This window comes from Streptomyces sp. NPDC047017 (assembly GCF_040644175.1).
In the GTDB taxonomy this organism is placed as follows: domain Bacteria; phylum Actinomycetota; class Actinomycetes; order Streptomycetales; family Streptomycetaceae; genus Streptomyces.
Map to the genome: position 1 here is coordinate 26,514 of NZ_JBEYVW010000004.1, position 22,827 is coordinate 49,340.

General features: G+C 74.2%; 22 protein-coding genes. 12 read left to right on the forward strand and 10 right to left on the reverse strand.

Translation table 11 applies throughout. The features are described from left to right. Positions 1-16: 16 nt before the first annotated feature. The 4 genes from ABZ858_RS07730 to ABZ858_RS07745 all read right to left on the reverse strand — a co-directional run bounded on the left by ABZ858_RS07730 (position 17) and on the right by ABZ858_RS07745 (position 4,991). Complete coding sequence (locus ABZ858_RS07730; RefSeq protein WP_361373759.1) at positions 17-712, reverse strand: response regulator transcription factor; 696 nt, start codon at positions 710-712, stop codon at positions 17-19. 166 nt (positions 713-878) lie between these two features. After that, positions 879-2,279: a M1 family metallopeptidase gene (locus ABZ858_RS07735; RefSeq protein WP_361374489.1), complete on the reverse strand. Its 1,401-nt coding sequence runs from the start codon at positions 2,277-2,279 to the stop codon at positions 879-881. A gap of 299 nt (positions 2,280-2,578) precedes the next feature. Continuing rightward, entirely contained in the window at positions 2,579-4,252 is a 1,674-nt protein-coding gene (locus tag ABZ858_RS07740) for an FAD-binding dehydrogenase (protein WP_361373760.1), read from the reverse strand. Between the two features lie 16 nt (positions 4,253-4,268). Next, the gene (locus ABZ858_RS07745) at positions 4,269-4,991 is read right to left on the reverse strand and encodes a TetR/AcrR family transcriptional regulator (RefSeq protein WP_361373761.1); all 723 of its coding nucleotides are present in this window, start codon (positions 4,989-4,991) and stop codon (positions 4,269-4,271) included. 139 nt (positions 4,992-5,130) lie between these two features. Here ABZ858_RS07745 and ABZ858_RS07750 point away from each other — a divergent pair, with 139 nt between their 5' ends. Genes ABZ858_RS07750 through ABZ858_RS07760 form a run of 3 tightly spaced genes read left to right on the forward strand, consistent with a single transcriptional unit; the run spans position 5,131 to position 7,840 of the window. Continuing rightward, entirely contained in the window at positions 5,131-5,763 is a 633-nt protein-coding gene (locus ABZ858_RS07750) for an alpha-ketoglutarate-dependent dioxygenase AlkB (RefSeq protein WP_361373762.1), read from the forward strand. A 57-nt stretch (positions 5,764-5,820) separates the two neighbouring features. Beyond that, positions 5,821-6,570, forward strand: a complete 750-nt coding sequence (locus ABZ858_RS07755; RefSeq protein ID WP_361373763.1) for an MBL fold metallo-hydrolase — start codon at positions 5,821-5,823, stop codon at positions 6,568-6,570. A 22-nt stretch (positions 6,571-6,592) separates the two neighbouring features. Beyond that, positions 6,593-7,840, forward strand: a complete 1,248-nt coding sequence (locus ABZ858_RS07760) for a DUF4032 domain-containing protein (protein ID WP_361373764.1) — start codon at positions 6,593-6,595, stop codon at positions 7,838-7,840. A gap of 7 nt (positions 7,841-7,847) precedes the next feature. Here the strand turns inward: ABZ858_RS07760 and ABZ858_RS07765 are convergent, their stop codons facing one another. Continuing rightward, positions 7,848-8,720, reverse strand: a complete 873-nt coding sequence (locus ABZ858_RS07765) for a universal stress protein (protein WP_361373765.1) — start codon at positions 8,718-8,720, stop codon at positions 7,848-7,850. 214 nt (positions 8,721-8,934) lie between these two features. Between ABZ858_RS07765 and ABZ858_RS07770 the strand changes: the two genes are divergently transcribed. From ABZ858_RS07770 to ABZ858_RS07800, 7 genes are all read left to right on the forward strand, one after another. Beyond that, a complete protein-coding gene (locus ABZ858_RS07770; RefSeq protein ID WP_361373767.1) occupies positions 8,935-10,611 on the forward strand; it encodes an FAD-dependent oxidoreductase in 1,677 nt (558 codons plus the stop codon). Continuing rightward, a complete protein-coding gene (locus ABZ858_RS07775) occupies positions 10,608-12,107 on the forward strand; it encodes an ATP-binding protein (protein ID WP_361373769.1) in 1,500 nt (499 codons plus the stop codon). The genes ABZ858_RS07770 and ABZ858_RS07775 overlap by 4 nt, the downstream gene beginning before the upstream one ends. A gap of 8 nt (positions 12,108-12,115) precedes the next feature. Then, the gene (locus ABZ858_RS07780; RefSeq protein WP_361374491.1) at positions 12,116-12,466 is read left to right on the forward strand and encodes a UBP-type zinc finger domain-containing protein; all 351 of its coding nucleotides are present in this window, start codon (positions 12,116-12,118) and stop codon (positions 12,464-12,466) included. A 67-nt stretch (positions 12,467-12,533) separates the two neighbouring features. Continuing rightward, on the forward strand, positions 12,534-13,211 hold the full coding sequence (locus tag ABZ858_RS07785; RefSeq protein WP_361373771.1) for an AIM24 family protein: 678 nt from the start codon (positions 12,534-12,536) through the stop codon (positions 13,209-13,211). A 123-nt stretch (positions 13,212-13,334) separates the two neighbouring features. Beyond that, entirely contained in the window at positions 13,335-14,294 is a 960-nt protein-coding gene (locus tag ABZ858_RS07790) for a threonine/serine dehydratase (RefSeq protein ID WP_361373773.1), read from the forward strand. A gap of 87 nt (positions 14,295-14,381) precedes the next feature. Beyond that, on the forward strand, positions 14,382-15,353 hold the full coding sequence (locus ABZ858_RS07795) for an LLM class F420-dependent oxidoreductase (RefSeq protein ID WP_361373775.1): 972 nt from the start codon (positions 14,382-14,384) through the stop codon (positions 15,351-15,353). 157 nt (positions 15,354-15,510) lie between these two features. Further along, on the forward strand, positions 15,511-15,906 hold the full coding sequence (locus ABZ858_RS07800; RefSeq protein ID WP_361374493.1) for an SsgA family sporulation/cell division regulator: 396 nt from the start codon (positions 15,511-15,513) through the stop codon (positions 15,904-15,906). Between the two features lie 7 nt (positions 15,907-15,913). Here ABZ858_RS07800 and ABZ858_RS07805 read toward each other — a convergent pair whose 3' ends face one another. After that, positions 15,914-16,414 carry a DUF6328 family protein gene (locus tag ABZ858_RS07805; RefSeq protein WP_361373777.1) on the reverse strand — a complete coding sequence of 167 codons (501 nt, stop codon included), beginning with the start codon at positions 16,412-16,414 and terminating at the stop codon, positions 15,914-15,916. A 163-nt stretch (positions 16,415-16,577) separates the two neighbouring features. On the opposite strand from ABZ858_RS07805, the gene ABZ858_RS07810 reads away from it, so the two are divergent. Further along, on the forward strand, positions 16,578-16,931 hold the full coding sequence (locus ABZ858_RS07810; protein ID WP_361373779.1) for a hypothetical protein: 354 nt from the start codon (positions 16,578-16,580) through the stop codon (positions 16,929-16,931). A 28-nt stretch (positions 16,932-16,959) separates the two neighbouring features. Here ABZ858_RS07810 and ABZ858_RS07815 read toward each other — a convergent pair whose 3' ends face one another. Beyond that, entirely contained in the window at positions 16,960-17,943 is a 984-nt protein-coding gene (locus ABZ858_RS07815) for an aldo/keto reductase (RefSeq protein WP_361373781.1), read from the reverse strand. A 192-nt stretch (positions 17,944-18,135) separates the two neighbouring features. Here ABZ858_RS07815 and ABZ858_RS07820 point away from each other — a divergent pair, with 192 nt between their 5' ends. Further along, positions 18,136-19,869: a cholesterol oxidase substrate-binding domain-containing protein gene (locus ABZ858_RS07820; protein WP_361373783.1), complete on the forward strand. Its 1,734-nt coding sequence runs from the start codon at positions 18,136-18,138 to the stop codon at positions 19,867-19,869. Positions 19,870-19,896: 27 nt separating this feature from the next. Here the strand turns inward: ABZ858_RS07820 and ABZ858_RS07825 are convergent, their stop codons facing one another. The 3 genes from ABZ858_RS07825 to ABZ858_RS07835 all read right to left on the reverse strand — a co-directional run bounded on the left by ABZ858_RS07825 (position 19,897) and on the right by ABZ858_RS07835 (position 22,721). Continuing rightward, positions 19,897-21,120: an FAD-dependent monooxygenase gene (locus ABZ858_RS07825; RefSeq protein WP_361373785.1), complete on the reverse strand. Its 1,224-nt coding sequence runs from the start codon at positions 21,118-21,120 to the stop codon at positions 19,897-19,899. A 65-nt stretch (positions 21,121-21,185) separates the two neighbouring features. Continuing rightward, positions 21,186-21,878 (reverse strand): ribonuclease H, encoded by a 693-nt coding sequence (locus ABZ858_RS07830; RefSeq protein ID WP_361374495.1) that lies wholly within the window; start codon positions 21,876-21,878, stop codon positions 21,186-21,188. A 27-nt stretch (positions 21,879-21,905) separates the two neighbouring features. Beyond that, positions 21,906-22,721, reverse strand: coding sequence for a VOC family protein (locus ABZ858_RS07835; protein ID WP_361373787.1), 816 nt, complete (start codon positions 22,719-22,721; stop codon positions 21,906-21,908). Positions 22,722-22,827: the final 106 nt, after the last annotated feature.

The following is a 22,827-nucleotide window of genomic DNA, read 5'->3' on the forward strand; positions in this document are numbered from 1 at the left end:
ATCCCGACGCCGCCCCTCATGCCGTGCCGCCGCTCAGCTTGTAGCCGACGCCGAAGACCGTCAGGAGGCGGGCCGGGCGGCGCGGGTCGGCCTCCAGCTTCTTGCGCAGGTTCATGATGTGGACGTCGACGGCCCGTTCGGTGGAGGCCCGGTCCAGGCCCCGGGTGCACTGGAGCAACTGCCGCCGGGTGAAGACCCGTTCGGGTTCGCCCGCCATGGCGAGCAGGATCTCGAACTCGGCCGGGGTGCACACCACCGGCCGGCCCTCGCACCGCACCTCGTGCCGCACCGGGTCGACGGCCAGGCCCGCGGCCCGTACGACGTGGCCCTCGCGCCGCCCGCCGCCCCGCCCGCCGCGGCGCAGGACGGTGCGGATGCGGGCCATCAGCTCCCGGGGGCTGTACGGCTTGGTCATGTAGTCGTCGGCGCCGAGTTCCAGGCCGAGCAGGATGTCGTCCTCGGTGGAGCGGGCGGTGAGCATCAGCACCGGGACGTCGTCGTCCCGGCGCAGCGTCCGGCACACCCCCAAGCCGTCGATCACCGGCAGCATCAGGTCCAGGACGACGAGGTCGGGGCCCTCCAGCCGGGCCGCGTCCAGGGCGGCCCGGCCGTCGTGGACCACGGTCGCGGTGTGGCCCTCCGCCAGCAGGGAGCGGCGTATCAGCTCGGCCTGCATCTCGTCGTCCTCGGCGACCAGCACATGTGCGCACACCCGGCGGATCCTAAGCGGTCCGCGGTACGGGCCGGCCGCCGCGCCCCTCGGGACGGGGCGGCACCGCAAGGGCGCGGGGCGCGGCGGCGGTCGGGCGGGAGCGGACGGGGCGGGGGTTCATGTGCCGATCATGACCGGCGCGTGTGAGGAACTCGTCAGCGTCGTCTCAGGGGGCGGCGGGCTTGCCCCCGGTGAGCAGCCAGGTGTGGAACAGGCCGTCCAGGTTCCGGCCGGAGATCCGCTCGGCCAGGGCGATGAACTGGGCGGTGGTGCCGTGCCCGTCGCGGTGGGCGGACGCCCAGGCGCGCAGGACGCGGAAGAACGCCGGGTCGCCGACGGCCTTGCGCAGCTCGTGCAGAGTCATGGCGCCGCGCGCGTAGACGGGGGTGGCGAAGATGTTCGCGCCGCTGCCCGGGTCGCCGGGCGCGAAGGCCCACAGCCCGTCGCTCGCCGGGCGGGCGTACAGCGCGTCGAACTCCTGCTGGGCGCTGCTGCCGCCGTGCTGCTCGGTCCACAGCCACTCGGCGTAGGTCGCGAAGCCCTCGTTGAGCCAGATGTCCTGCCAGCGGGTGAGCGAGACGGAGTCGCCGAACCACTGGTGGGCGCTCTCGTGGACGAGGGTGGCGAGGTCCGGGGCGGAGTCGTACAGCGGCCTGCTCTGCGTCTCCAGCGCGTACCCGACGCCCGGGGCGTGGTCCACGATGGCTCCGGCGGCCCGGAAGGGGTACGGCCCGAAGAGCCTGCTCTCCCATTCCAGCACCGAGGGCAGCTGCTTCAGCACGGGCGCGGCGGCCTTGGCCTCGCGCGGGTCGACCGCGTTGTAGACCTTGACGCCGTCGCGGGTGGTGTACTGCTGGACCTGGAACCTGCCCACGGTCGCGGTGGCGAGGTAGGCGGCCATCGGCTCGCTCTGGCGCCAGCGGAAGGTGGTGCGGGCGCCGGCGGTGCGGCTGCCGAGAAAGACGCCGTTGGCGACGGCGGTGTCGCCCCGGGGGACGGTGAGGGTGAAGTCGTACGACGCCTTGTCCAGCGGGTGGTTGTTGGCGGGGAACCAGGTCATGGCGCCCTGCGGCTCCCCGGCGACGAAGGCGCCGTCGTCGGTGGGGATCCAGCCGTCCGCGGAGCCGTCGGGGTCGGTGGCCGGCTCGGGGGTGCCGCTGTAGGTGACGGTGACGCGGAAGTCGTGGCCCTTGCGCAGGGCGGTGCGCGGGGTGACGACGAGTTCCTGGCCGGCCCGCCGGTAGCCGGCCTTGGCGTGGTCGACGGTGACGGCGGTGACCTTGAGGCCCTTGAGGTCGAGGTCGAACCGGCTCAGCGCCTGGGTGGCGCGGGCGGTGAGGACGGCGGTGCCGTCGAGGTGCCGGGTGCGCGGGTCGTAGCGCAGCGTCAGGCCGTAGTGGGAGACGTGGTAGCCGCCGTTGCCGGCGAGCGGGAAGTAGGGGTCGCCGGCGCCGGGGGCACCGGCCGTCGCGCGGTGGGCGGCGGGACCGCCGTGCACGGGTCCGGCCGCGGCGGGCCCGGCGGTGGCCAGCAGCGCCGCCACGGCGACGGGGACGGCGGCGGCCACGGCTTCGCGGCGGCGGCGGGCCGGGGTGCCTGCGGCGGGGGTGCGTCCGGCGGGCGGCTGCTTCCTGGGTGGCGTCACGGGCTCTCCTCGAAAGGGCTTCCGAAAGGCTGGGACGGCATGATCACACACTGTTCGAGCGCCCTCAGACTAGAGGTGCGCGCTCCCGGCCGGTCCCCGGCCCGGACCAACTCGCCCGGCCCGCACCCGCGATGGCCTCCGGGGGTGCGGGCCGGCACCGCAGGATCAGCCGGCCCGGGCCGGTACCGCCGGATCAGCCGGCCCGGGCCGGTACCGCCGGATCAGCCGGTCCGGTCCGCCGCCGCCCGCCCCGCCGCGCGCCCGGAGAAGAGGCAGCCGCCGAGGAAGGTGCCCTCCAGGGCGTTGTAGCCGTGGACGCCGCCGCCGCCGAACCCGGCCACCTCACCGGCGGCGTACAGCCCGTCGATCACCCGGCCGTCGCCGCCGAGCGCGCGGGAGTCCAGGTCGGTCTGGATGCCCCCGAGCGTCTTGCGGGTCAGGATGTGCAGCTTGACGCCGATCAGCGGGCCGGCCGCCGGGTCGAGGAGGCGGTGCGGCGAGGCGACCCGGCCGAGGCGGTCACCGATGTAGCGGCGGGCGTTGCGGATGCCCTGCACCTGGGCGTCCTTGCTGTAGGGGTTGGCCAGCTGGAGGTCGCGGGCCTCCACCTGGCGGCGCACCCCGGCGGCGTCGAGCAGCGGCTCGTCGGTCAGCTTGTTCATCTTCTCGACGAGCTGTTCGAGGGTGTCGGCGACCACGAAGTCCGCGCCGTGCCGCACGAAGTCCCGCACCGGGCCCGGCGCGCCCTTGCCGAACAGCCGGTCGCGCAGCACCGCCTTGCCGTCCTTGGCGGTGATGTCCGGGTTCTGCTCGGAGCCCGAGAGCGCGAACTCCTTCTCGATGATCTTCCGGGTGAGCACGAACCAGGAGTGGCCGTGTCCGGCGATGTCCTCGGTGGTGCGCAGGTGCCGCAGGGTGCTCAGCGTGTCGTAGCCGGGCAGGCAGGGGTCGGGCAGCCGGCGGCCGAGGGCGTCGAGCCACAGGGAGGACGGGCCGGGCAGGATGCGGATGCCGTGGCCGGGCCAGACCGGATCCCAGTTCTGGATGCCCTCGGTGTAGTGCCACATGCGGTCGCGGTTGACCAGGCGCACCCCGACCGCCGCGCTGATGTCGAGCATCCGGCCGTCCACGTACGCGGGGACGCCGGTGACCATCTCGGCGGGCGGGGTGCCCAGCCGCTCGGGCCAGAAGCGGCGGACGATCTCGTGGTTCGCGCCGATGCCGCCGCTGGTGACGATCACGGCCTGCGCGGTGAGTTCGAACGCGCCGGTCTCCTCCCGGTTGGAGGCGGCGCCGCGCGGCGCGTCGTCCGGGGCCAGGACCGTGCCGCGCACCCCGCGCGCCGCGCCGCCCTCGACGACGAGTTCGTCCACGCGGTGCCGGTGGTGGAAGGTGAGCAGTCCGTCGCGGGCGGCCTGCCGGGCGTACTCGGCGAACGGCTCCACGACGCCCGTGCCGGTGCCCCAGGCGATGTGGAAGCGGGGTACGGAGTTGCCGTGGCCGTCGGCCCGCAGGTCGCCGCGCTCGGCCCAGCCGACCGTGGGCAGCAGGGTGATGCCGTGCCCCTCCAGCCAGGACCGCTTCTCGCCCGCCGCGAACTCGACGTAGGCGCGGGCCCAGCGCACCGCCCAGGAGTCCTCGTCGTCCTGCCGGTCGAACCGGGCGCTGCCCTGCCAGTCGTTCCAGGCCAGGTCGAAGGAGTCCTTGATGCCCAGGCGGCGCTGCTCGGGCGAGTCGACGAGGAACAGCCCGCCGAAGGACCAGTACGCCTGCCCTCCGAGGTTGGCGGCGTTCTCCTGGTCCACGAGGGCGACCTTCCGGCCCCGGCTGGTCAGCTCGTGGGCCGCGACCAGGCCGGCCAGGCCCGCTCCGACGACGATGACGTCCGCGTCCATGACGACCGTTCCTTCCTCAGTTGACTCGTTCGGCTCGTTCGGCTCGTTCGGCTCGTTCGGGAGTGGTGCGTCGAGTGGCGCCGACGACGCCGCTCGCCCCGCCGTCGGTGGTCCCGCCGTCGCCGGTGCCGCCGCCGGTGAGCAGTGTCATGAGCAGCCGGCCCAGCCAGGCGCGGGCGGCCTCCACGTCCTGGTCCAGCAGCAACTGCGTGGTGACACCGTCGTACGCGGCGACGACCGCGCGGGCGGCGCCGTCCACCCCGCCGAGGACGGCGGGCAGCGGGGTGGTGCCGTGGGCCCGGGCCAGCCGCTCCGCGACGGCCTCGCGCAGCCGTGCCCGGTGCTCCAGCAGGGTCCGGGCCACGGCCGGGTCGCGGGCGGCGTGCACCAGGAAGTCCGTCTTGACCAGGAGCCAGTCCAGGTCGAGCAGCAGCACCTCGGTCACCCGGTCCACGGCCGCGCGCACGTCCAGGCCCGGCCCGTCGAGCGCGAGGGCCCCGGCCACCTGGCCGGCGATCAGCTCGGCGCGTTCCTGGTAGAGGGCGAAGAAGAGTTCGTCCAGGGTGGCGAAATTGGAGTAGAAGGCGCCCCGGCTGTAGCCGGCGGCCTCGCAGACCTCCTCGATGGACACCCGCCCGAAGCCCTTCGCGGCGAAGACCCGGAACGCGGCCTCCAGCAGGTTGGCCCGGGTGCGCGCCCGGCGCTTGGTGACGCGCCCGGTGCTGCCTTCCGCCGCCATGCCCGGTCTCCCTCCGGCCTCCGACCGTCTCGATACATGAATGTATCCGATACGTCGATGTATCCAAAGTCCCCTCGATCGAAGGGATTCCCCGGTATTCCACTCGAAGATATTTTCGATTACCGAGTACGCTGGTCGTATGAGCGCGCACCACCTCCAGGGCTCCCTCTTCGACCAGGCCGACGAGCTGCGGCTGGCCCCGCTGGAGGGGCTGCGCCGCACGGAGCTGGGGCTCGGGGCCTGGATCGACGTCCTGCCCGGCTGGCTCGGCGGGGCCGACGAGCTGTTCGAACAGCTGGCCACCGAGGTGCCGTGGCGCGCGGAGCGCCGCAAGATGTACGACAACGTGGTCGCCGTCCCCCGCCTCCTCGCCTTCTACGGCGCCGGCGACCCGCTCCCCCACCCGGTGCTCGCCGAGGCCCGCGATGCCCTGTCCGCGCACTACGCCGAGGAGCTGGGCGAGCCGTTCACCACGGCCGGCCTGTGCCATTACCGCGACGGCCGGGACAGCGTCGCCTGGCACGGCGACCGGACCGGGCGGGGCGCGCGCGAGGACACCATGGTCGCGATCCTCTCCGTGGGCGCGCCCCGCGACCTGCTGCTGCGGCCCGCCCGGGGCGGCGGCGCCACGGTGCGGCGCCCGCTCGGGCACGGCGACCTGATCGTGATGGGCGGTTCCTGCCAGCGCGCCTGGGAGCACTGCGTGCCCAAGAGCGCGCGGGCCACCGAGCCGCGGATCAGCATCCAGTTCCGGCCGGCCGGTGTGCGCTGACGGCACGTCTGGTTTGCTGTCCCGGTCGGGCGGCCACTCATGGAGGCGGGGACAGCGATGCGCGGCAGGGTGCGGCAGGTCGCCGAGGGCACCTATCTGGTGCGCGGCAGCGACACCAACTGGGTGATCCTGACCGAGGGGGACGCGGCCACCCTGATCGACACCGGCTACCCGGTCGACCGGCGGCAGGTGCTCGACTCGCTGGCGCAGGTGGGCAGTTCACCGCAGGCGGTGGCCGCCGTGCTGATCACGCACGCGCACAACGACCACGTGGGCTCCGCCGAGTACCTGAACGTCACCTACGGCACCCCGGTCCTGCTGCACGAGGCCGAAGTGCCGCACGCCCGGCGCGATTTCCTGCATCAGGTGAGTGTCGGGACGGTGCTGCGCAACGGCTGGCGGCCCGGTGTGCTGCCCTGGGCGGTGCACTCGCTGCGCGCGGGCGGCACCGCGCACCTGCCGGTCACCGCTCCGGGGGCGTTCGCGGCGACGGGCCGCCCGCTGGACCTGCCCGGGCGGCCGGTGCCGGTGCACACGCCCGGACACACCCGGGGCCACACCGCCTTCCACCTCCCGGACGCGGGGGTGCTGGTCTCCGGGGACGCCCTGGTGAGCGGCCATCCCACCTCGCGGATCAGCGGGCCGCAGCTGCTGCCCGACATGTTCCACCACGAGCGCGCCCGGGCGCTGGCCTCGCTGGACCTGCTGGAGACCCTCGACGCGGAGGTCCTGCTGCCCGGCCACGGAGCCGCGCACCACGGCAGTGTGAAGGCGGCCGCCCGCCGGGCCCGGGACCACGCGCTCTGACCACCCGCTCTAGAGTGCCGCCATGGCATTGCAGATCAGCGCCACCAACCCGGAGCACCCCGCGCTCCTGCTCGAACTGCCCTGGCAGACGCCGCTGGAGAAGTGGCCGAAGAAGCACCTCGTGCCGCTGCCGCGCGGCATCTCCCGGCACGTCGTGCGCTACGCCCGGGCCGGTGCCGAGGTGATCGCGGTCAAGGAGCTGGCCGAGCGGCCCGCGCTGCGCGAGTACGGGCTGCTGCGCGACCTGGACCGGCTCGCCATCCCCGCCGTGGACCCGCTCGCGGTGGTCACCGGGCGCACCGACCGCACCGGCGCCCCGCTGGAACCGGTGCTGATCACCCGGCACCTGGGCGGCTCGATGCCGTACCGGGCGATGTTCGAGACCACCCTGCGCCCGGCCACCATGCACCGGCTGATGGACGCCCTCGCGGTCCTCCTGGTGCGGCTGCACCTGGCCGGGTTCGCCTGGGGCGACTGCTCGCTGTCCAACACGCTCTTCCGGCGGGACGCGGGCGCGTACGCCGCCTATCTCGTGGACGCGGAGACCGGCGAGCTGCACGCGCGGCTGAGCGACGGGCAGCGGGAGTACGACCTCGACCTGGCCCGGGTGAACATCAGCGGCGAGCTGCTCGACCTGGAGGCGTCCGGCGCGCTGCACCCCTCGGTCGACCCGGTGGACTTCGGCACCGAGATCTGCGCCCGCTACGGCCGCCTGTGGCAGGAGCTGACCCGTACCTCGGTCTATCCGGCGGGCAAGTACCACTACATCGAGCGCCGGATACGGCGGCTGAACGACCTCGGTTTCGACGTGGCCGAGATGCAGATCGAGCACGCCTCCAACGGCTCCACGGTCACCTTCGTGCCCAAGGTCGTCGACGCCGGTCACCACCAGCGCCAGCTGCTGCGGCTGACCGGCCTGGACACCGAGGAGAACCAGGCGCGGCGGCTGCTGACCGACCTGGAGAGCTGGATGGCCACCCAGGACGACTACGCCCCGGGCGACCCCCTCTCCGCGCGTCCGGAGGTGCTCGCGCACCGCTGGGTGCGGGAGGTGTTCCGGCCCACCGTGCGCCAGGTGCCGCGCGAGCTGCGCGGCACCATGGACCCGGCGGAGATCTACCACGAGCTGCTGGAGCACCGCTGGTACCTGTCCGAGCGGGCGCAGCACGACATCGGCCTGGACACCGCGATCGAGCACTACGTCCGCGACGTCCTGCCCCAAGCCCGCGCCACGCCCGCGCCCGCCGCGCCCGGACAGGTCACCGAGTAGGACCGGCTCAGGCGTGCGGGACCACGGCCACCGGGCAGGCCGCGTGGTGCAGCACACCGTGCGCGACCGACCCGATCCGCGCGCCCACCGCCGTACGCCGGGCCCGGCGCCCGACGACCAGGAGCTGGGCGCGCCCGGCGGTCGCCAGCAGCACCTGTCCGGCGCTGCCCATCTCCACGTGCTCGACGACCGGGACGTGCGGGAAGCGTTCCCGCCACGGCCGCAGCGCCTCGGCCAGCCCCTTGCGCTCGTGCGGCTCCAGGCCGCCGGCCTCGTCGAGCAGCCTGAGCGAACCGGGGCTGTAGGCGAACACCGGCGGCAGCGTCCAGGCGCGCACGGCACGGACCGTGGCGCCCCGAGCGGCGGCCGTCTCGAAGGCGAACCGCAGGATCTCGGCACTGTCCTCGGCGGTGCCGTGCTGGCCGACGACGACCTCCCGCCCGGCGGCCTCGGCGGCGGGCTCGTCACCGGCCCGCACCAGCACGACGGGCCGGGCGGCCTCGGCGATCACCTGCTGGCCGACCGAGCCGACCAGGAACCCGACCAGGGCGCCCTGGCCGCGCGAGCCGAGCACCAGCGCCTCGGCGTCGGCCGCGGCGGCGATGAGCGCCTCGGCCGCGTCGTCCTCCACGAGGTCGCAGGTCACGGCCTGCTCCGGGTGGCGCGCGGTGAGGCCGCGCACCGCCTCGTCGACCGACTCGCGCACCCGCTGGCGCTGGGTGTCCCGGTCGCCCAGGTCGAAGGCTTCGCGCACCTCGAAACGCCAGGCGTGCACCACGCGCAGCGGCAGCCCGCGGCGCCCGGCCTCCCGGGCCGCCCACGCCAGCGCGGCGAGACTCTCCCGCGATCCGTCCACCCCTGCCGTGATCGGCCGTGTCATGCCGTCCGCCTCCCTGTGCCGTGGCCGCTGCGTCGGTCCCAGTCTTCCCCACCCCGCCCGGGCGCGGGCGCACCGGGTCCGCCGCGCCCACCCCCGGACGGGCGCGCCCCGGGCGGCCGCGCGCCGCCGCACGGACACCCATACGATGGGCGCACGTGGGCTCGAAGGCGGGGGCACCGGGCCGCCCGCTGCGACCACTCGGGGTGGGAGACACATGGCACAGGCCGCGGAGGCCACGCGGACCGTCATCCTGACCGTGGACGACGACCCGGGAGTCTCCCGTGCCGTCGCCCGCGATCTGAGGCGGCGCTACGGCCAGTCGTACCGGATCGTGCGCGCGGAGTCCGGCGAGTCCGCGCTCGACGCGCTGCGCGAGCTGAAGCTGCGCGGCGATCTGGTCGCGGTGATCCTGGCCGACTTCCGGATGCCGCGGATGAACGGCATCGAGTTCCTGGAACAGGCCCTCGACGTGTACCCGGGCGCGCGGCGGGTGCTGCTGACCGCGTACGCGGACACGAACGCGGCGATCGACGCGATCAACGTGGTGGACCTCGACCACTACCTGCTCAAGCCCTGGGACCCGCCGGAGGAGAAGCTCTACCCGGTCCTGGACGACCTGCTCCAGGCGTGGCGGCACAGCGACCACCGGCCCGTGCCCGCCACGAAGGTGGTCGGGCACCGCTGGTCGGCGCGGTCCTCGCGGACCCGGGAGTTCCTGGCCCGCAATCAGGTCCCCTACCGCTGGTACTCCTCCGACGAGCCGGAGGGCCGGCGGCTGCTGGCGGCGGCCGGGCAGGACGGGCGGCGGCTGCCGCTGGTGGTCACCCCGGACGGCACGCCGCTGGTCGAGCCGGAGGCGCCCGAACTGGCGGCCCGCGTCGGGCTGGCGACCACGCCGGCGGCCGACTTCTACGACCTCGTGGTGATCGGCGGCGGCCCGGCCGGCCTGGGCGCGGCCGTGTACGGGGCCTCCGAGGGGCTGCGCACGGTCCTCGTGGAGCGTTCGGCGACCGGCGGCCAGGCGGGCCAGAGCTCCCGGATCGAGAACTACCTGGGTTTCCCGGACGGCGTCTCCGGCGCCCAGCTCACCGACCGGGCGCGCCGGCAGGCCGCGAAGTTCGGCGCGGAGATCCTCACCGCCCGCGAGGTGACGGGCCTGGAGATCGACGGCGCGGCCCGCACGGTCCGCTTCTCGGACGGCACGGCGGTCGCCGCGCACAGCGTGATCCTGGCGACCGGGGTGTCCTACCGGCAGCTGACGGCGGCCGGCGCGGACGACCTCACCGGCTGCGGGGTGTTCTACGGCTCGGCGCTGACCGAGGCGGCCGCCTGCCACGGGCAGGACGTGTACATCGTCGGCGGCGCCAACTCGGCGGGCCAGGCGGCGATGTACCTGTCCCGGGGCGCCAAGTCGGTGACGCTGCTGGTGCGCGGCCCCTCCCTCGCGGCGTCGATGTCGCACTACCTCGTCCAGCAGATCGAGGAGTCCCCCAACATCTCGGTGCGCACCGGCACGGTCGTCGAGGCCGCGCACGGCCCGGGCCGCCTTGAGCAGCTGACCCTGCGCGAGGTGGACGGCGGCCGCACCGAACGCGTCGACGCGCAGTGGGTGTTCGTGTTCATCGGCGCCGCGCCGCTGACCGACTGGCTGGACGGCACGGTGCTGCGCGACGCGCACGGGTTCATCCTGGCCGGGCCCGATCTGACCGCCGACGGCCGGCCGCCCGAGGGCTGGGAGCTGGACCGGCCGCCCTACCACCTGGAGACCAATGTGCCCGGCGTGTTCGTGGCCGGGGACGCGCGGGCGGAGTCCGCCAAGCGGGTCGCGTCCGCCGTCGGAGAGGGAGCCATGGCCGTGATGCTCGTGCACCGCTACCTGGAGCAGTCGTGAGCGGGCGGGTGCTCCCGTGCAGCCCCCGGGAGATCGGCTCGCTGTTCCTGTTCGAGGAACTGTCGGACGAGCAGTTGGGCCGGCTGTGCGCGGCGGGCCGGGTGATGGGCTTCGAGCCCGGCCCGGTGTACGCCGAGGGCGAGCCGGCCACCTGCTTCTACGTGCTGATCGAGGGCGCGGTGGCGCTGTCCCGCCGGGTCGGCGGCGACGATGTGGAGGTGGTCCGCAGCGCGCAGCGCGGGGTGTACGGGGGCGCCGTGCAGGCGTACCTGGGCGACCGGGTGCGGCAGGTGTACAACAACTCGATGCGCGTCACGGAGCCGACGCGGTTCTTCGTGCTGCCCGCGGACACGTTCGCGGACATCATGCGGGAGTGGTTCCCGATGGCGGTGCATCTGCTGGAGGGGCTCTTCTTCGGGTCCAAGAGCACCCAGGCGGCCATCGGGCAGCGCGAGCGGCTGCTGGCGCTGGGCTCGTTGTCGGCCGGGCTCACGCACGAGCTGAACAACCCGGCGGCGGCGGCCGTACGGGCCACGGCGGCGCTGCGGGAGCGGGTGGCCAAGATGCGGCACAAGCTCGCGGTCATCGCCGAAGGCCCGTTCTCCCGCGACCAGTTGGCGCACCTGATCGAGATCCAGGAGCGTACGGCCGAACGGGTCGCCAAGGCGCACTCGCTCAGCCCCCTGGAGACCGCCGACCGCGAGGACGCCGTCACCGACTGGCTGGAGGAGCACGGGGTGGCGGGCGCCTGGCAGGCCGCTCCCGTCTTCGTCCAGGCCGGGCTCGACGTCGACTGGCTGGAGCAGGTGGCGGCGGCCGTGGACGAGGAGATCCTGCCGGGAGCCGTGGGCTGGCTCAGCTACACGGTGGAGACCGAACTGCTGATGGACGAGATCGCGGACTCCACCACCCGCGTCTCCGGGCTGGTGGCTGCCGCCAAGCAGTACTCCCAGCTGGACCGCGCCCCCTATCAGGTGGCCGATGTGCACGAACTCCTCGACAGCACGCTGCTGATGCTGTCGGGCAAGACCGGTCCGCGCATCGAGGTGGTCAAGAAGTACGACCGTACGCTGCCGAGGGTCCCGGCGTATCCGGCCGAGCTGAACCAGGTGTGGACCAACCTGATCGACAACGCGGTCGCCGCCATCGGCTACGCGGGCGGCGAGGGCACCCTGACGGTGCGCACGGCACGCGAGGGCGACCGGCTGCTGGTCGAGTTCCGGGACACCGGGCCGGGGGTGCCGCCGGAGATCCGCGACCGCATCTTCGACCCGTTCTTCACCACCAAGCCGGTCGGCCGGGGCACCGGCCTCGGTCTGGACATCTCCTGGCGGATCGTGGTGAACAAGCACCACGGCACCATCCGGCTGGAGTCCGTGCCGGGTGACACCCGGTTCCAGGTGCTGCTGCCGCTGACCGCGCCGGACGGCGACGGCACGGCGCCGGACACCACCTCCGCCCCCGCCCCCTCTCCCGTCCCCGAGGAGCCGGCATGACCCACGACATGTCCCAGGACCCCGCCGTCGACCCCGGCGTCCCGCCGAGCGGTCCGGGCTGCGTGGAGTGCGACGCCGCCGGCGGCTGGTGGTTCCATCTGCGGCGCTGTGCGGCCTGCGGGCACATCGGCTGCTGCGACGACTCCCCCGCCCGGCACGCCGGCGCCCACCACCGGGCCACCGGGCATCCGGTGATCCGCAGCTACGAGCCCGGCGAGACCTGGTTCTGGAACTACGCCACGGACGAGCTGTACGACACCGGCCCCGACCTCGCGCCCCCGGCCGCCCACCCGGCCGACCAGCCGGTGCCGGGCCCGGCCGGCCGCGTCCCGCCGGACTGGGCGCGGACCCTGCGCTGAGCCCTCCCCGGCGGCCGGCACCCGGGGGATCTTGGCGGAACCACTGGTTCCGGGACAGGATGCCCGCATGAAGGGTGACCTCTTTTCCAGTGAGCACGTGGTGCGGCCCGCGGCCGCGCCGGGCATGTACGTCGAGAACGCCAAGTGCGTCGGCTACGCGGTGAACGGCGAGATGCTCGCCCGCCAGGGCGCGATGGTGGCCTACCGCGGCGACCTCCAGTTCGAGCGCAAGGGCCAGGGCGTGGGCGGCATGCTCAAGCGCGCGGTCACCGGGGAGGGGCTGCCGCTGATGGCGGTGCGCGGTCAGGGCGAGGCATGGTTCGCGCACGAGGCGCAGAACTGCTTCATCGTCGAGATCGACCCCGGCGACGAGTTCACGGTCAACGGGCGCAACGTGCTCTGCTTCGACGCGTCCCTGGCGTACCAGATCAAGACGGTCAAGGGGTCGGGCATCGCGGGCGGCGGGCTGTTCAACAGCGTGTTCAGCGGGCAGGGCCGGCTGGCCCTGGTGTGCGAGGGCAACCCGCTCGTCATCCCGGTCACGCCCCAGCAGCCGGTGTACGTCGACACGGACGCGGTGGTCGGCTGGACCGCCCGCCTGCAGACGTCGCTGCACCGCTCGCAGTCGCTGGGTTCGATGCTGCGCGGCGGTTCCGGCGAGGCGGTCCAGCTGATGCTCCAGGGCGAGGGCCATGTCGTGGTCCGGCCCAGCGAGGCGACACCGCAGAAGCCGCAGCAGCACTGAGGACAGGGGGCGGTGGACGGCCCCTCGGGGGCGGCGGGCCGAAAGATGTTGACCGTCGGTGCCCCGCCGGGTGAGGGTCGGGGTGGCGCGGACACCCGGCCCGCGCCGGAAGGGTGGACTGCCGTGATCGGCATCTCGCAGATCGAAACCGCGGCCGAGCGGATCGCCGGACATGTCGTCCGTACGCCCACGGTGCCGAGCCCCGGGCTGTCCGAGCTGCTCGGTGTCCCGGTGACCGCGAAGCTGGAGCTGCTGCAGCGCACCGGCTCGTTCAAGGCGCGCGGCGCGACGGCGAAACTGCTCTCGCTGGACGAGGCGGAACGGGCCGCGGGCGTGGTCGCCGTCAGCGGCGGCAACCACGGGATCGCGCTGGCCGTGATGGCGGCCGCCCTCCAGGTCAAGGCCACGGTGGTGATGCCGCGGACCGCGCCGGCCCGGTCCATCCGGACCGCGGAGGACACCGGGGCGCAGGTGCGGCTGACCGACGGCATGGGCGAGGCGTTCGCGACGGCCGCCCGGCTGCGCGACGAGGGGCTGACCCTGGTCCACCCCTTCGACGACCCGGTCGTGATCGCCGGGCAGGGCACGGTCGGCCTGGAGCTGGCCCAGGACGCCGGCGAGCTGACCGACGTGCTGGTCAGCGTCGGGGGCGGCGGACTGATCTCCGGTGTCGCGGCGGCGCTGCGCGCGCTCCGGCCCGGGGTGCGGGTCTGGGGCGTGGAGACCGAGGGCGCCCAGGCGATGTCCGAGGCGCTGGCGGCGGGCGGCCCGCTGCCGGTCACGCTGTCCTCGATCGTCACCACGCTCAGCGCGCCCACGGTGGCGCGGGTGACGTACGACCATGTCACCGCCCTGGTCGAGGAGGTCCTCGTGGTCTCCGACCGGGCGGCCGTCCAGGGCTGCCTGGACCTCGCCGAGCACGGCAAGGTCTGGACCGAGCCCGCCGCCGGCTGCCTCCTGCCGGCCGCCCGGCGGGTACGCGACCGGGTGGGCCCGGACGCCCGCCTCGGCCTGGTGGTGTGCGGCGGCAACGCGGAGGTCGCCGACATCCTGCGCTGGGCGGACGAATTCGCCCTGCGCTGAGCCGGCGCTGAGCCGCGCCGAGGAGACCGGCTCCCGCATTCGGATGAAGACCCGTTTCCCGGGCGGTCAGCCGGGGACTCGGGCGCCATGGTGCACATCGGATACACGATGATGACCGAGCAGGCCGGTCCGCGGGAGCTGGTCGACCACGTGGTGCGGGCCGAGGAGGCCGGCTTCGACTTCTCGGTGATCTCGGACCACTACTTTCCCTGGCTGCGTTCGCAGGGGCACGCGCCGTACGCGTGGAGCGTGCTCGGGGCCGCCGCGCAGGCGACCTCGCGCATCCCGCTGATGACGTACGTGACCTGTCCGACCTTCCGCTACCACCCGGCGGTGGTGGCGCAGAAGGCGGCGACGGTGCAACTGCTCTCCGAGGGCAGGTTCCGGCTGGGGCTGGGCTCGGGCGAGAACCTCAACGAGCATGTGGTGGGCGGCGGCTGGCCGAGCGTGGACATACGTCACGAACGGCTGGAGGAGGCCGTCGACATCATCCGGGCCCTGTTCCAGGGCGGGCATGTCACCCGGCACGGCGCGCACTTCGACGTGGAGTCGGCCCGGCTGTGGGACCTGCCGGACGAGCCGCCGCCCATCGGCATCGCCGTCTCCGGCGAGCAGTCCTGCGAACTCGCCGGGCACCTGGCCGATCTGGTCATCGCCACCGAGCCCAAGCCACACCTGCTGGAGGCGTTCGACCGGCACGGCGGCGCGGGCAAGCCGCGGGTGGGCCAGCTCCCGGTCTGCTACGACACCGACCGCGACGCGGCGATCGAGCGGGCGCACGCGCAGTTCCGCTGGTTCGGCAGCGGCTGGAAGGTCAACTCCGAGCTGCCGCACCCGGACTCCTTCGACGCGGCCACCCAGTTCGTCACCCCCGACGACGTGGCCGCCTCGATCCCGTGCGGCGACGACCCGGAGGCGTTCGTGGAGGCGGTACGCCCGTACGCCCAGGCCGGTTTCACCGAGGTCGCGCTCGTGCAGATCGGCGGTGAGACGCAGGTGCCGTTCCTCGACTGGTCGGTGAAGAAGCTGCTGCCCGCGCTGCGCGACGCCTTCGCCTGACCGCGCCCGCGAGCGACGGGGACGGGAAAACCCGCGGTGGCGGGATTCACCCGGATGACGGAGCATCATGCCGGATTCCGGGGTACTAGAGGGCTCCATGTCCAGACGTCCTCGGAGGGGCCCTCTCGTGAACCGTCGCGTGCGCACGACGCTGGTGATGCAGTTGCAGGCGGACGGCACCGACCGTTTCCCGGTGCTCGCGCACCTGGCCTACGACGTGAGCGACCCGTTCGCCGTCACCGCCGTCTTCAGCCACGACGGCCGGGTGCTCGCCCGCTGGAGCCTGGACCGCGAGATGCTCGGCGACGGCCTCACCCGCCCGGTGGGCGTCGGTGACGTCCGCTTCCGTCCCGCGGTGACCGGCCGCTGGGAGGAGCTGCGCATGGACTTCTACGGCGACTCCCACCCGGACGGCGGCCGGCACCACGCCACGGTGTTCGCGTGGGCGCCGGGCATCGCCGCCTTCCTGCGCGAGACCCATGACGTGGTGGCGCCCGGCACCGAGAAGATCGGCGTGGACGACTTCCTGGCCGAGGTCATGTCGGGGAGCTGAGCGCGGCTCACCGGGACGTGTAGCGGTTCCGGGCCCACAGCGGCAGCACGAACCAGCACAGCAGGTACCAGGCGACCACCACCCCGGCCAGCCACGGCACGAGCCCGCCGTGCGTGGCCACCCGCAATATCAGCACCAGCGAGGCGGTCGTGGTGGCCAGCAGCAGCACCAGCCCGACGAAGGTCAGCCGGGACGCCCAGCGCACCGCCTGGGGCTTGACCCGGCGCCCGGAGACGAGCCGGTGCAGGGAGACCGGGCCGATGAGCGCGCCGGTCGCGGCGGCGCCCAGCAGCACGGTGACGACGTAGATGATCTGGTCGGTGCGGGCGAGGCTGTCGTACTTGGGCTGGAAGACCACCGTGAGCAGGAAGCCGAAGAGGATCTGCACCCCGGTCTGGGCCACCCGCACCTCCTGGATGAGTTCCACCCACATCCGGTCGGCCCGCTCCTCCTCGGTCTCGTCGCGCCCCCGGCCCTCGCCCCCGCCGGACAGTCTCTCCGTCGCCATCGCACCGCCTTCCGCTCGCCGCGGAGCCGACCTCCGGCCCCGTGTCCAGGCGTGTTCCCCGGACGGCGGCATTCCTCCCCCGGCCGGACGGCCGTTTCAGCGCCCGGTGCCCGGTTACACGAAGCGGGTGACGCAGACACCCCAGTCGAGGAGGTCCTGACCCATGCCCGGCACGCAGCTCACGGTGACACTCAGCGGTGGCGAGGTCGCCGACGCCCGGACGGTCGTCCAGGCCCTGGAAGGGACGTTCGGGGCGCCGGACCAGCTCCCCGCCGACCCGGAGGCGAGCATCCGCACGGCGACGTTCTCCGCCGACGCGGCCGGGCAGGACACGGCCGGCACCGGCGCCGCGGGGAGCGGCGGCCGGCTCTCCGCGCCCGTGACCGTCACCGTCCAGGGCACGCCGGAGGCCGTGCGGCGGGCGAGCGACACCCTCGCGCACGCCTTCACGGCGCACGACGAGGGCGCCGCCGCGGGCGACCAGGAGGAGGAGCGGCAGCTGCGCCTGGAGCCGTGAGACGCCCCGGCGCGGCTACGGCTCCCTGCTACCAGCGGGCCTCGACCTGGTCCTTGACGCGGCGCTCGTAGAGGTCGCGGACGGCGGCCATGGTCTCCTCGGACAGCGGCGGCATCTTCCCGGCCGCCGCGTTCGCGCGGGCCTGCTCCGGGGAGCGGGCGCCGGGGATGACGGTGGTGACACCGGGCTGCTGGACGATCCAGCGCAGGGCGAGCTGGGCCGGGGTGCAGCCCTGCGGGGCGAGCGCGGCGAACTCCGCCGCGGCCTCCACCCCCGTCGCGAAGTCGACGCCGGAGAAGGTCTCGCCCTGGTCGAAGGACTCGCCGTGCCGGTTGTACGTCCGGTGGTCGTCGGCCGGGAAGACGGTGTCCTTGGTGTACTTGCCCGACAGCAGCCCGGAGGCCAGCGGGACCCGGGCGATGATGGCGACGCCCGCCTCCCCGGCCGCCGGGAGCACCTCGGCGAGCGGCTTCATGCGGAACGGGTTGAGGATGATCTGCACACTGGCCACCCGGGGCCGGGCGATCGCCGTCAGTGCCTCGGCGCAGGTCTCCACGCTGACGCCGTACGCGGCGATCCGCTCCTCCTCGACGAGGGTGTCGAGCGCGTCGAACACCTCGTCACTGGAGTACACCGGCGTCGGCGGGCAGTGCAGCTGGACGAGGTCGAGGCGGTCGACGCCGAGGTTGCGCCGCGAGCGGTCGGTCCAGGCGCGGAAGTTGTCCAGGACGTAGTTCTGCGGGATCTGCTCGACCCGCCGGCCCATCTTGGTGGCGACCAGCACGTGCAGGTCCGGACGGGAGCCGATGAAGGTGGCGATGGTCTGCTCGCTGCGTCCGTCGCCGTAGACGTCGGCCGTGTCGAAGAAGGTCACCCCCGACTCGGCGGCCGTCTCCAGCACGGTGAGGGCTTCCTTGTCGTCGATGTCGCCCCAGTCGGCGCCCAGCTGCCAGGTGCCGAGCCCGACCACCGAGGCCCACTGACCCGACCTGTCGATAACACGTTCGTCCATGGCGCCAGTGTGTCACCCGGACCCGCGTCGCGCGGTGCGCGCGGCCCCGGCGGGGCCAGGGCGTCCGACGCGCGGCGCCGGGGTGCGCATTGTCCATCGATTCCCGCGCCCCGGCCCGGCATTTCACCCGGACGGGTGATCTACGGCGGCGCACGGCTGACGCGGCGCGGCCGTCCTCTCTAGCGTGACCGCGTGAACGATCTTCCCAAGGACAACTCTCCCGCCCTACCAGGGGTTTCGGACCCGCCGAGCCGCCGTACCCTGCTGCGCTCCGCCGCCGCGCTGGCCGCCGTGCCGGTGCTCGTCGCGGCCGATCCGGCGGTGGCCGCGGCCCGGCTCCCCGGGTTCCCGGCCCGGGTGGCGCTGTACCGGACGGCGTACCGCAACTGGTCGGGCGAGATCACCGCCCACGGACTGTGGGCCACCGCCCCGACCGGCCCGGAGCAGCTGCTCGCCGTGGTCGACTGGGCCTGGCGCAACGGCTGGCGGGTGCGGGCCCGGGGCAGTGCGCACGGCTGGTCCCCGCTGACCGTCACCGCGCGGACCACCGCGGCCGACCGGGTCCTGCTGGTGGACACCGCCGCCCATCTGACCGGGCTCGCCCTGGAGTCCGGCGACACCGTACGGGCCGGCGCCGGGGTCACCCTGGACGCCCTGCTCGCCTTCCTGGAGGGGCACGGCCTGGGACTCACCGCGGCACCCGCCCCGGGCGACCTGAGCCTGGGCGGCGCCCTCGCGATCGACGCGCACGGCACCGCCGTACCGGCCGACGGCGAACGCCCGGCACCCGGCGGCACGTACGGCTCGCTGAGCAACCGGGTGCTGGAGCTGACGGCGGTGGTGTGGGACGCGGACAGCGGGGCCTACGTCCTGCGCACCTTCCGCCGGAACGAGGCGGACTGCGCGGCGCTGCTGGCCCATCTCGGCCGGTCGCTGGTGACCGAGGTGGTGCTGCGGGTGGGCCCGGACCGCCCCCTGCGCTGTGTCAGCCGCACCGACGTCCCGGCCCGCGAGCTGTTCGCCGCCCCGGGCTCCGGCGGGCGCACCCTGGAGTCCTTCCTGCGCCGCTCGGGGCGGGTGGAGACGATCTGGTTCGCCTTCACCGAGTTCCCGTGGCTGAAGGAGTGGAGCGTGGCCCCGGTCCGCCCGGCCGGCTCGCGGCACGTCACCTCGCCGTACAACTACCCCTTCTCCGACAGCCTTCCGGAGCCGGTCGCCGATCTGGTGGGGCGGCTGGTCTCCGGTGCCGCCTGGTGGCTGGCGCCGCTGCTCGGCCCGGCCCAGCTGGAGGTGGTGCGGCTCGGGCTCGCCGCGACGGCGTCGGCGGACCTGTGGGGGGCGTCGAGGAACACGCTGCTGTACGTGCGGCCGAGCACGCTGCGGGTGACGGCCAACGGGTACGCGGTGCTCACCTCGCGGGCCGGGGTGCAGCGGGTGGTGCACGAGTTCACCGGGTTCTACCGGGAGCGGCTGGCCGCCCACGCGGCACGCGGCGATTTCCCGGTCAACGGCTCGGTGGAGATCCGGGTGACCGGCCTGGACCAGCCCGCCGACGCCGGGGTGCCGGGCGCGCGTGCCCCGCTGCTGTCCGTGCTGCGGCCGAGCGCGGAGCATCCGGAGTGGGACACGGCGGTCTGGCTGGACGTGCTGACCCTGCCGGGCACGCCGGGCGCCGAGGCGTTCCTGAGCGAGCTGGAGGGCTTCCTGCTCGGCCGCTTCACCGGCCGGGACGCGCTCGCGCGCGTGGAGTGGTCCAAGGGCTGGGCGTACACGGCTCGGGCGGGCTGGAGCGACGAGCGGGTGCTCGGCACGGCGGTGCCCGGCTCGTTCGGCGCCGAGGTGTGGGGCGAGGCGGTCGCGACCCTGGACCGGCTGGACCCGCACCGGGTGTTCGGCAACGCGTTCCTGGACCGGCTGCTGCGCTGACGCGCGCACCACCCGGTCGGCGGCCCTCTAGGGCCTGTTGCGGTGGGCCGTGGTGCGGGCCTGCAGGGCGCGGGCGGCCCGGGGGCCGAGCCACCGCTTCAGGCGGCGCAGCGCCTCGACGCTCCCGGCCGCCTTGTCGAGGCCGTAGTACACCTGCGGGGGCACGTACGGCAGCAGCGGCGAGTGGCGCTGGCCGAGCAGGGCGAACATGCGGTGCGGGGGCAGGTGGAGGTAGCGGGGCAGGTTCTCGTACCACTGGGCGCTGTGGCGGGCCGCGCTCTGCACGGGCAGCAGCGCCGCGCGCCGTTCGTGTCCGTAGGCGGCCAGCGCGTGCGGGAGGGCGGTGTGCGCGCGCAGGGCGCCGGCCAGGCAGATGGCGTCCTCCAGGGCGAGGGTGGTGCCGGCGCCGATGGAGTAGTGCGTGGTGTGCGCGGCGTCCCCGAGCAGGACCAGATTGCCGTGGTGCCAGGTGCGGTTGGTGAGGGTGCGGAAGGTGAGCCACGGGGTGGCGCCGTCGCCGTCGGCGCGGCCGAGCAGGGGGTGGCCGTCGAGCACGCGGGCGAAGAGCCGCTCCAGCAGGGCCCGCGTGCCGGCCGGTCCGAGCCGGTCGAGTCCGAGGCCGGCCCAGGTGTGCGGGGCGCACTCGACGACGCAGGTGCTGTGCCCGTCGCCGTACCCGTAGCCGTAGCACCAGATCCAGCCGTGCGGGGTCTCGGTGAAGGCGAAGGTGAAGGCGTCGAAGACCTTGGTGGTGCCGAGCCACAGGTAGCGGTTGCGGCCGTGGCGGATCTCGGTGCCGAAGCGGTCGGCGTGGCGGCCGCGCAGCGCGCTGTGCACGCCGTCCGCGGCGACCAGCAGGTCGGCGGCGGGCGGTTCGGCGGCGCTGAGGGCGCTGCCGAACTCCACCCGTACGCCCAGCGCGCGGGCCCGTTCGGTGAGGATCTCCAGGAGCCGGTGCCGGCCGATGCCGAAGCCCTGGTCGCCGTGGTGCCGGGTCGTCAGGTCACCGATGTGGGCCACGCCGTCGCTCCAGCGGACCGAGTGCGCCTCCACGGCGTGCGCCGACTCCGGGTCGCCGTCGCGCAGCCGGTCGAGCAGCCCCTGCCAGTAGGTGACGCCCCATCCGTAGGTCGAGCCCTCGCGGTTGCGCTCGTGGACGGTGATGTCGCAGGACGGGTCCTGGCGCTTGAGCAGGATCGAGAGGTACAGGCCGGCGGGCCCGCCGCCGGCGCAGACGACCTTCACGCACACCCCAGATGGCTACCGAAAGTGGTCGATTGGTAGCGAAGGGTAACAGGATGTGTGCTCCGGGCCGGTCAGGCCTCGGCGGTGCGGCACTCCGGGTGGCCCCAGCCCTTGGCGTTCTTGGCGATGGTCTCGCCGGCCGCGTAGGCGCGGCCGCACAGGCAGCGGCCGGGGAACTTGGCCTTGAGGGTGCGCGCGGACCCGGCGCCGCCGGTGCGGCGGGGGGCCTTGCGACGCGGCGCGGACGCCTTCGGGGTGTCGGGCGAGGGGGGCGGCTGCGGGGAGCCGAGCGCGCTGCCGGCCGCCGCCTGGGCCACGGCCGCCTGGCTGGCGGCGCGGTCGGCGAAGTCGTTGAGCGGGTCGCCGTCGACCTGGTGGGCGGGTACGTAGCGGAAGTCGACCGTGCGGCCGTCGAGGAGCCCGTCGATCCGTACGACCAGTTCCTGGTTGGCGACCGGCTTGCCGGCGGCCGTCTTCCAGCCGTTGCGCTTCCAGCCGGGCAGCCAGGTGGTGACGGCCTTCATCGCGTACTGCGAGTCCATCCGGACTTCGAGCGGCACGTCCGGGTCGGTCGCCGTGAGCAGCCGCTCCAGGGCGGTCAGCTCGGCGACGTTGTTGGTGGCGGTGCCGAGCGCGCCGGCCTCCCAGCGGGCCGGGGTCTCGGTGTCGTCGGAGACCACCCACGCCCAGCCCGCAGGACCCGGATTCCCCTTCGACGCGCCGTCGCACGCGGCCACCACTCGTTCACGCATGGGCTCGATGATGCCACGGCCGGCGGACCCGTTCGGCCCTCACCCGTCGGGCGCCCGGACCACGTCCTCGGCCTGCGGCTTCTCCCCCCGGGCGGTGGTGATGTCGATCACGCTGAAACGGGCGCCCTGCGGGTCGGTCAGCGCGGCCCAACGGCCGAAGGGACTGTCCGCGGGCCCGTACCGCACGGCACTCCCGTGCCGGCCGGCGGCGGCCACCGCCGCGTCGCAGTCGGCGACGGTGAAGTAGACCTCGATGTACGAGGGTGTCTCGGGCGGGAGGTCGTCCGTCATCCGCATCCGGCCCAGGACCGTCCGGCCACCGAGGTCGTAGACGCGGAAGCCGTTCATGCCGCCCTCGATGCCCCGGACGGTGTAGTCGAAGACGGCGGTGAAGAACGCGTCCGTCCGTTCGGGCTCGCGGGTGCGGATCTCGGCCCAGCAGTAGGCGCCGGGGACGGCGGTGGCCTCGAAGCCTTCGTGGGTGTCGCCCTGCCAGACGCCGAACACGGCGCCGCCGGGTTCGCGGGCCAGGCACATGGTCCCGAAGTCACCGACCCGCATCGGCTGCATCAGCACCTCGCCGCCGTGGTCGCGGACGCGGGCGGCGGTGGCGGCCGCGTCCGGCGAGGCCAGGTGCAGGCACCACTGCGCCGGGCCCTGCTGGCCGGGCGCGGGCGGCACCACGGCCGCCACCGCGCTACCGTCGGCGCGGGCCAGGACGTAGTTGCCGTACTCCGCCGCCGACGCGCCGAACGTCCAGCCGAGCACATCCGCGTAGAGGGCCTCGGCCCGCTCCACGTCGGTGAACATCGCGTCGGCCCAGCAGGGGGTTCCCTCGTCAGGTCGTGCTGTCATGGACGCGGCCCTCTTCCGGTCGGCGGCGCTCCCGCAACCTCACGCTAGTCATCCCGGCCGCGGCCCGCACAGCCGGTGGCCGGCCCACTCCCCCGGACGGGTGGGC

What these genes read in the sequence shown, in the direction of transcription:
- ABZ858_RS07740 (WP_361373760.1), bottom strand. Translation starts at nt 4,252, where the DNA reads ATGGACGCGGACGTCATCGTCGTCGGAGCGGGCCTGGCCGGCCTGGTC.
- ABZ858_RS07745 (WP_361373761.1), bottom strand. Translation starts at nt 4,991, where the DNA reads ATGGCGGCGGAAGGCAGCACCGGGCGCGTCACCAAGCGCCGGGCGCGC.
- ABZ858_RS07750 (WP_361373762.1), top strand. Translation starts at nt 5,131, where the DNA reads ATGAGCGCGCACCACCTCCAGGGCTCCCTCTTCGACCAGGCCGACGAG.
- ABZ858_RS07755 (WP_361373763.1), top strand. Translation starts at nt 5,821, where the DNA reads ATGCGCGGCAGGGTGCGGCAGGTCGCCGAGGGCACCTATCTGGTGCGC.
- ABZ858_RS07760 (WP_361373764.1), top strand. Translation starts at nt 6,593, where the DNA reads ATGGCATTGCAGATCAGCGCCACCAACCCGGAGCACCCCGCGCTCCTG.
- ABZ858_RS07765 (WP_361373765.1), bottom strand. Translation starts at nt 8,720, where the DNA reads ATGACACGGCCGATCACGGCAGGGGTGGACGGATCGCGGGAGAGTCTC.
- ABZ858_RS07770 (WP_361373767.1), top strand. Translation starts at nt 8,935, where the DNA reads ATGGCACAGGCCGCGGAGGCCACGCGGACCGTCATCCTGACCGTGGAC.
- ABZ858_RS07780 (WP_361374491.1), top strand. Translation starts at nt 12,116, where the DNA reads ATGTCCCAGGACCCCGCCGTCGACCCCGGCGTCCCGCCGAGCGGTCCG.
- ABZ858_RS07785 (WP_361373771.1), top strand. Translation starts at nt 12,534, where the DNA reads ATGAAGGGTGACCTCTTTTCCAGTGAGCACGTGGTGCGGCCCGCGGCC.
- ABZ858_RS07795 (WP_361373775.1), top strand. Translation starts at nt 14,382, where the DNA reads ATGGTGCACATCGGATACACGATGATGACCGAGCAGGCCGGTCCGCGG.
- ABZ858_RS07800 (WP_361374493.1), top strand. Translation starts at nt 15,511, where the DNA reads ATGCAGTTGCAGGCGGACGGCACCGACCGTTTCCCGGTGCTCGCGCAC.
- ABZ858_RS07805 (WP_361373777.1), bottom strand. Translation starts at nt 16,414, where the DNA reads ATGGCGACGGAGAGACTGTCCGGCGGGGGCGAGGGCCGGGGGCGCGAC.
- ABZ858_RS07810 (WP_361373779.1), top strand. Translation starts at nt 16,578, where the DNA reads ATGCCCGGCACGCAGCTCACGGTGACACTCAGCGGTGGCGAGGTCGCC.
- ABZ858_RS07815 (WP_361373781.1), bottom strand. Translation starts at nt 17,943, where the DNA reads ATGGACGAACGTGTTATCGACAGGTCGGGTCAGTGGGCCTCGGTGGTC.
- ABZ858_RS07835 (WP_361373787.1), bottom strand. Translation starts at nt 22,721, where the DNA reads ATGACAGCACGACCTGACGAGGGAACCCCCTGCTGGGCCGACGCGATG.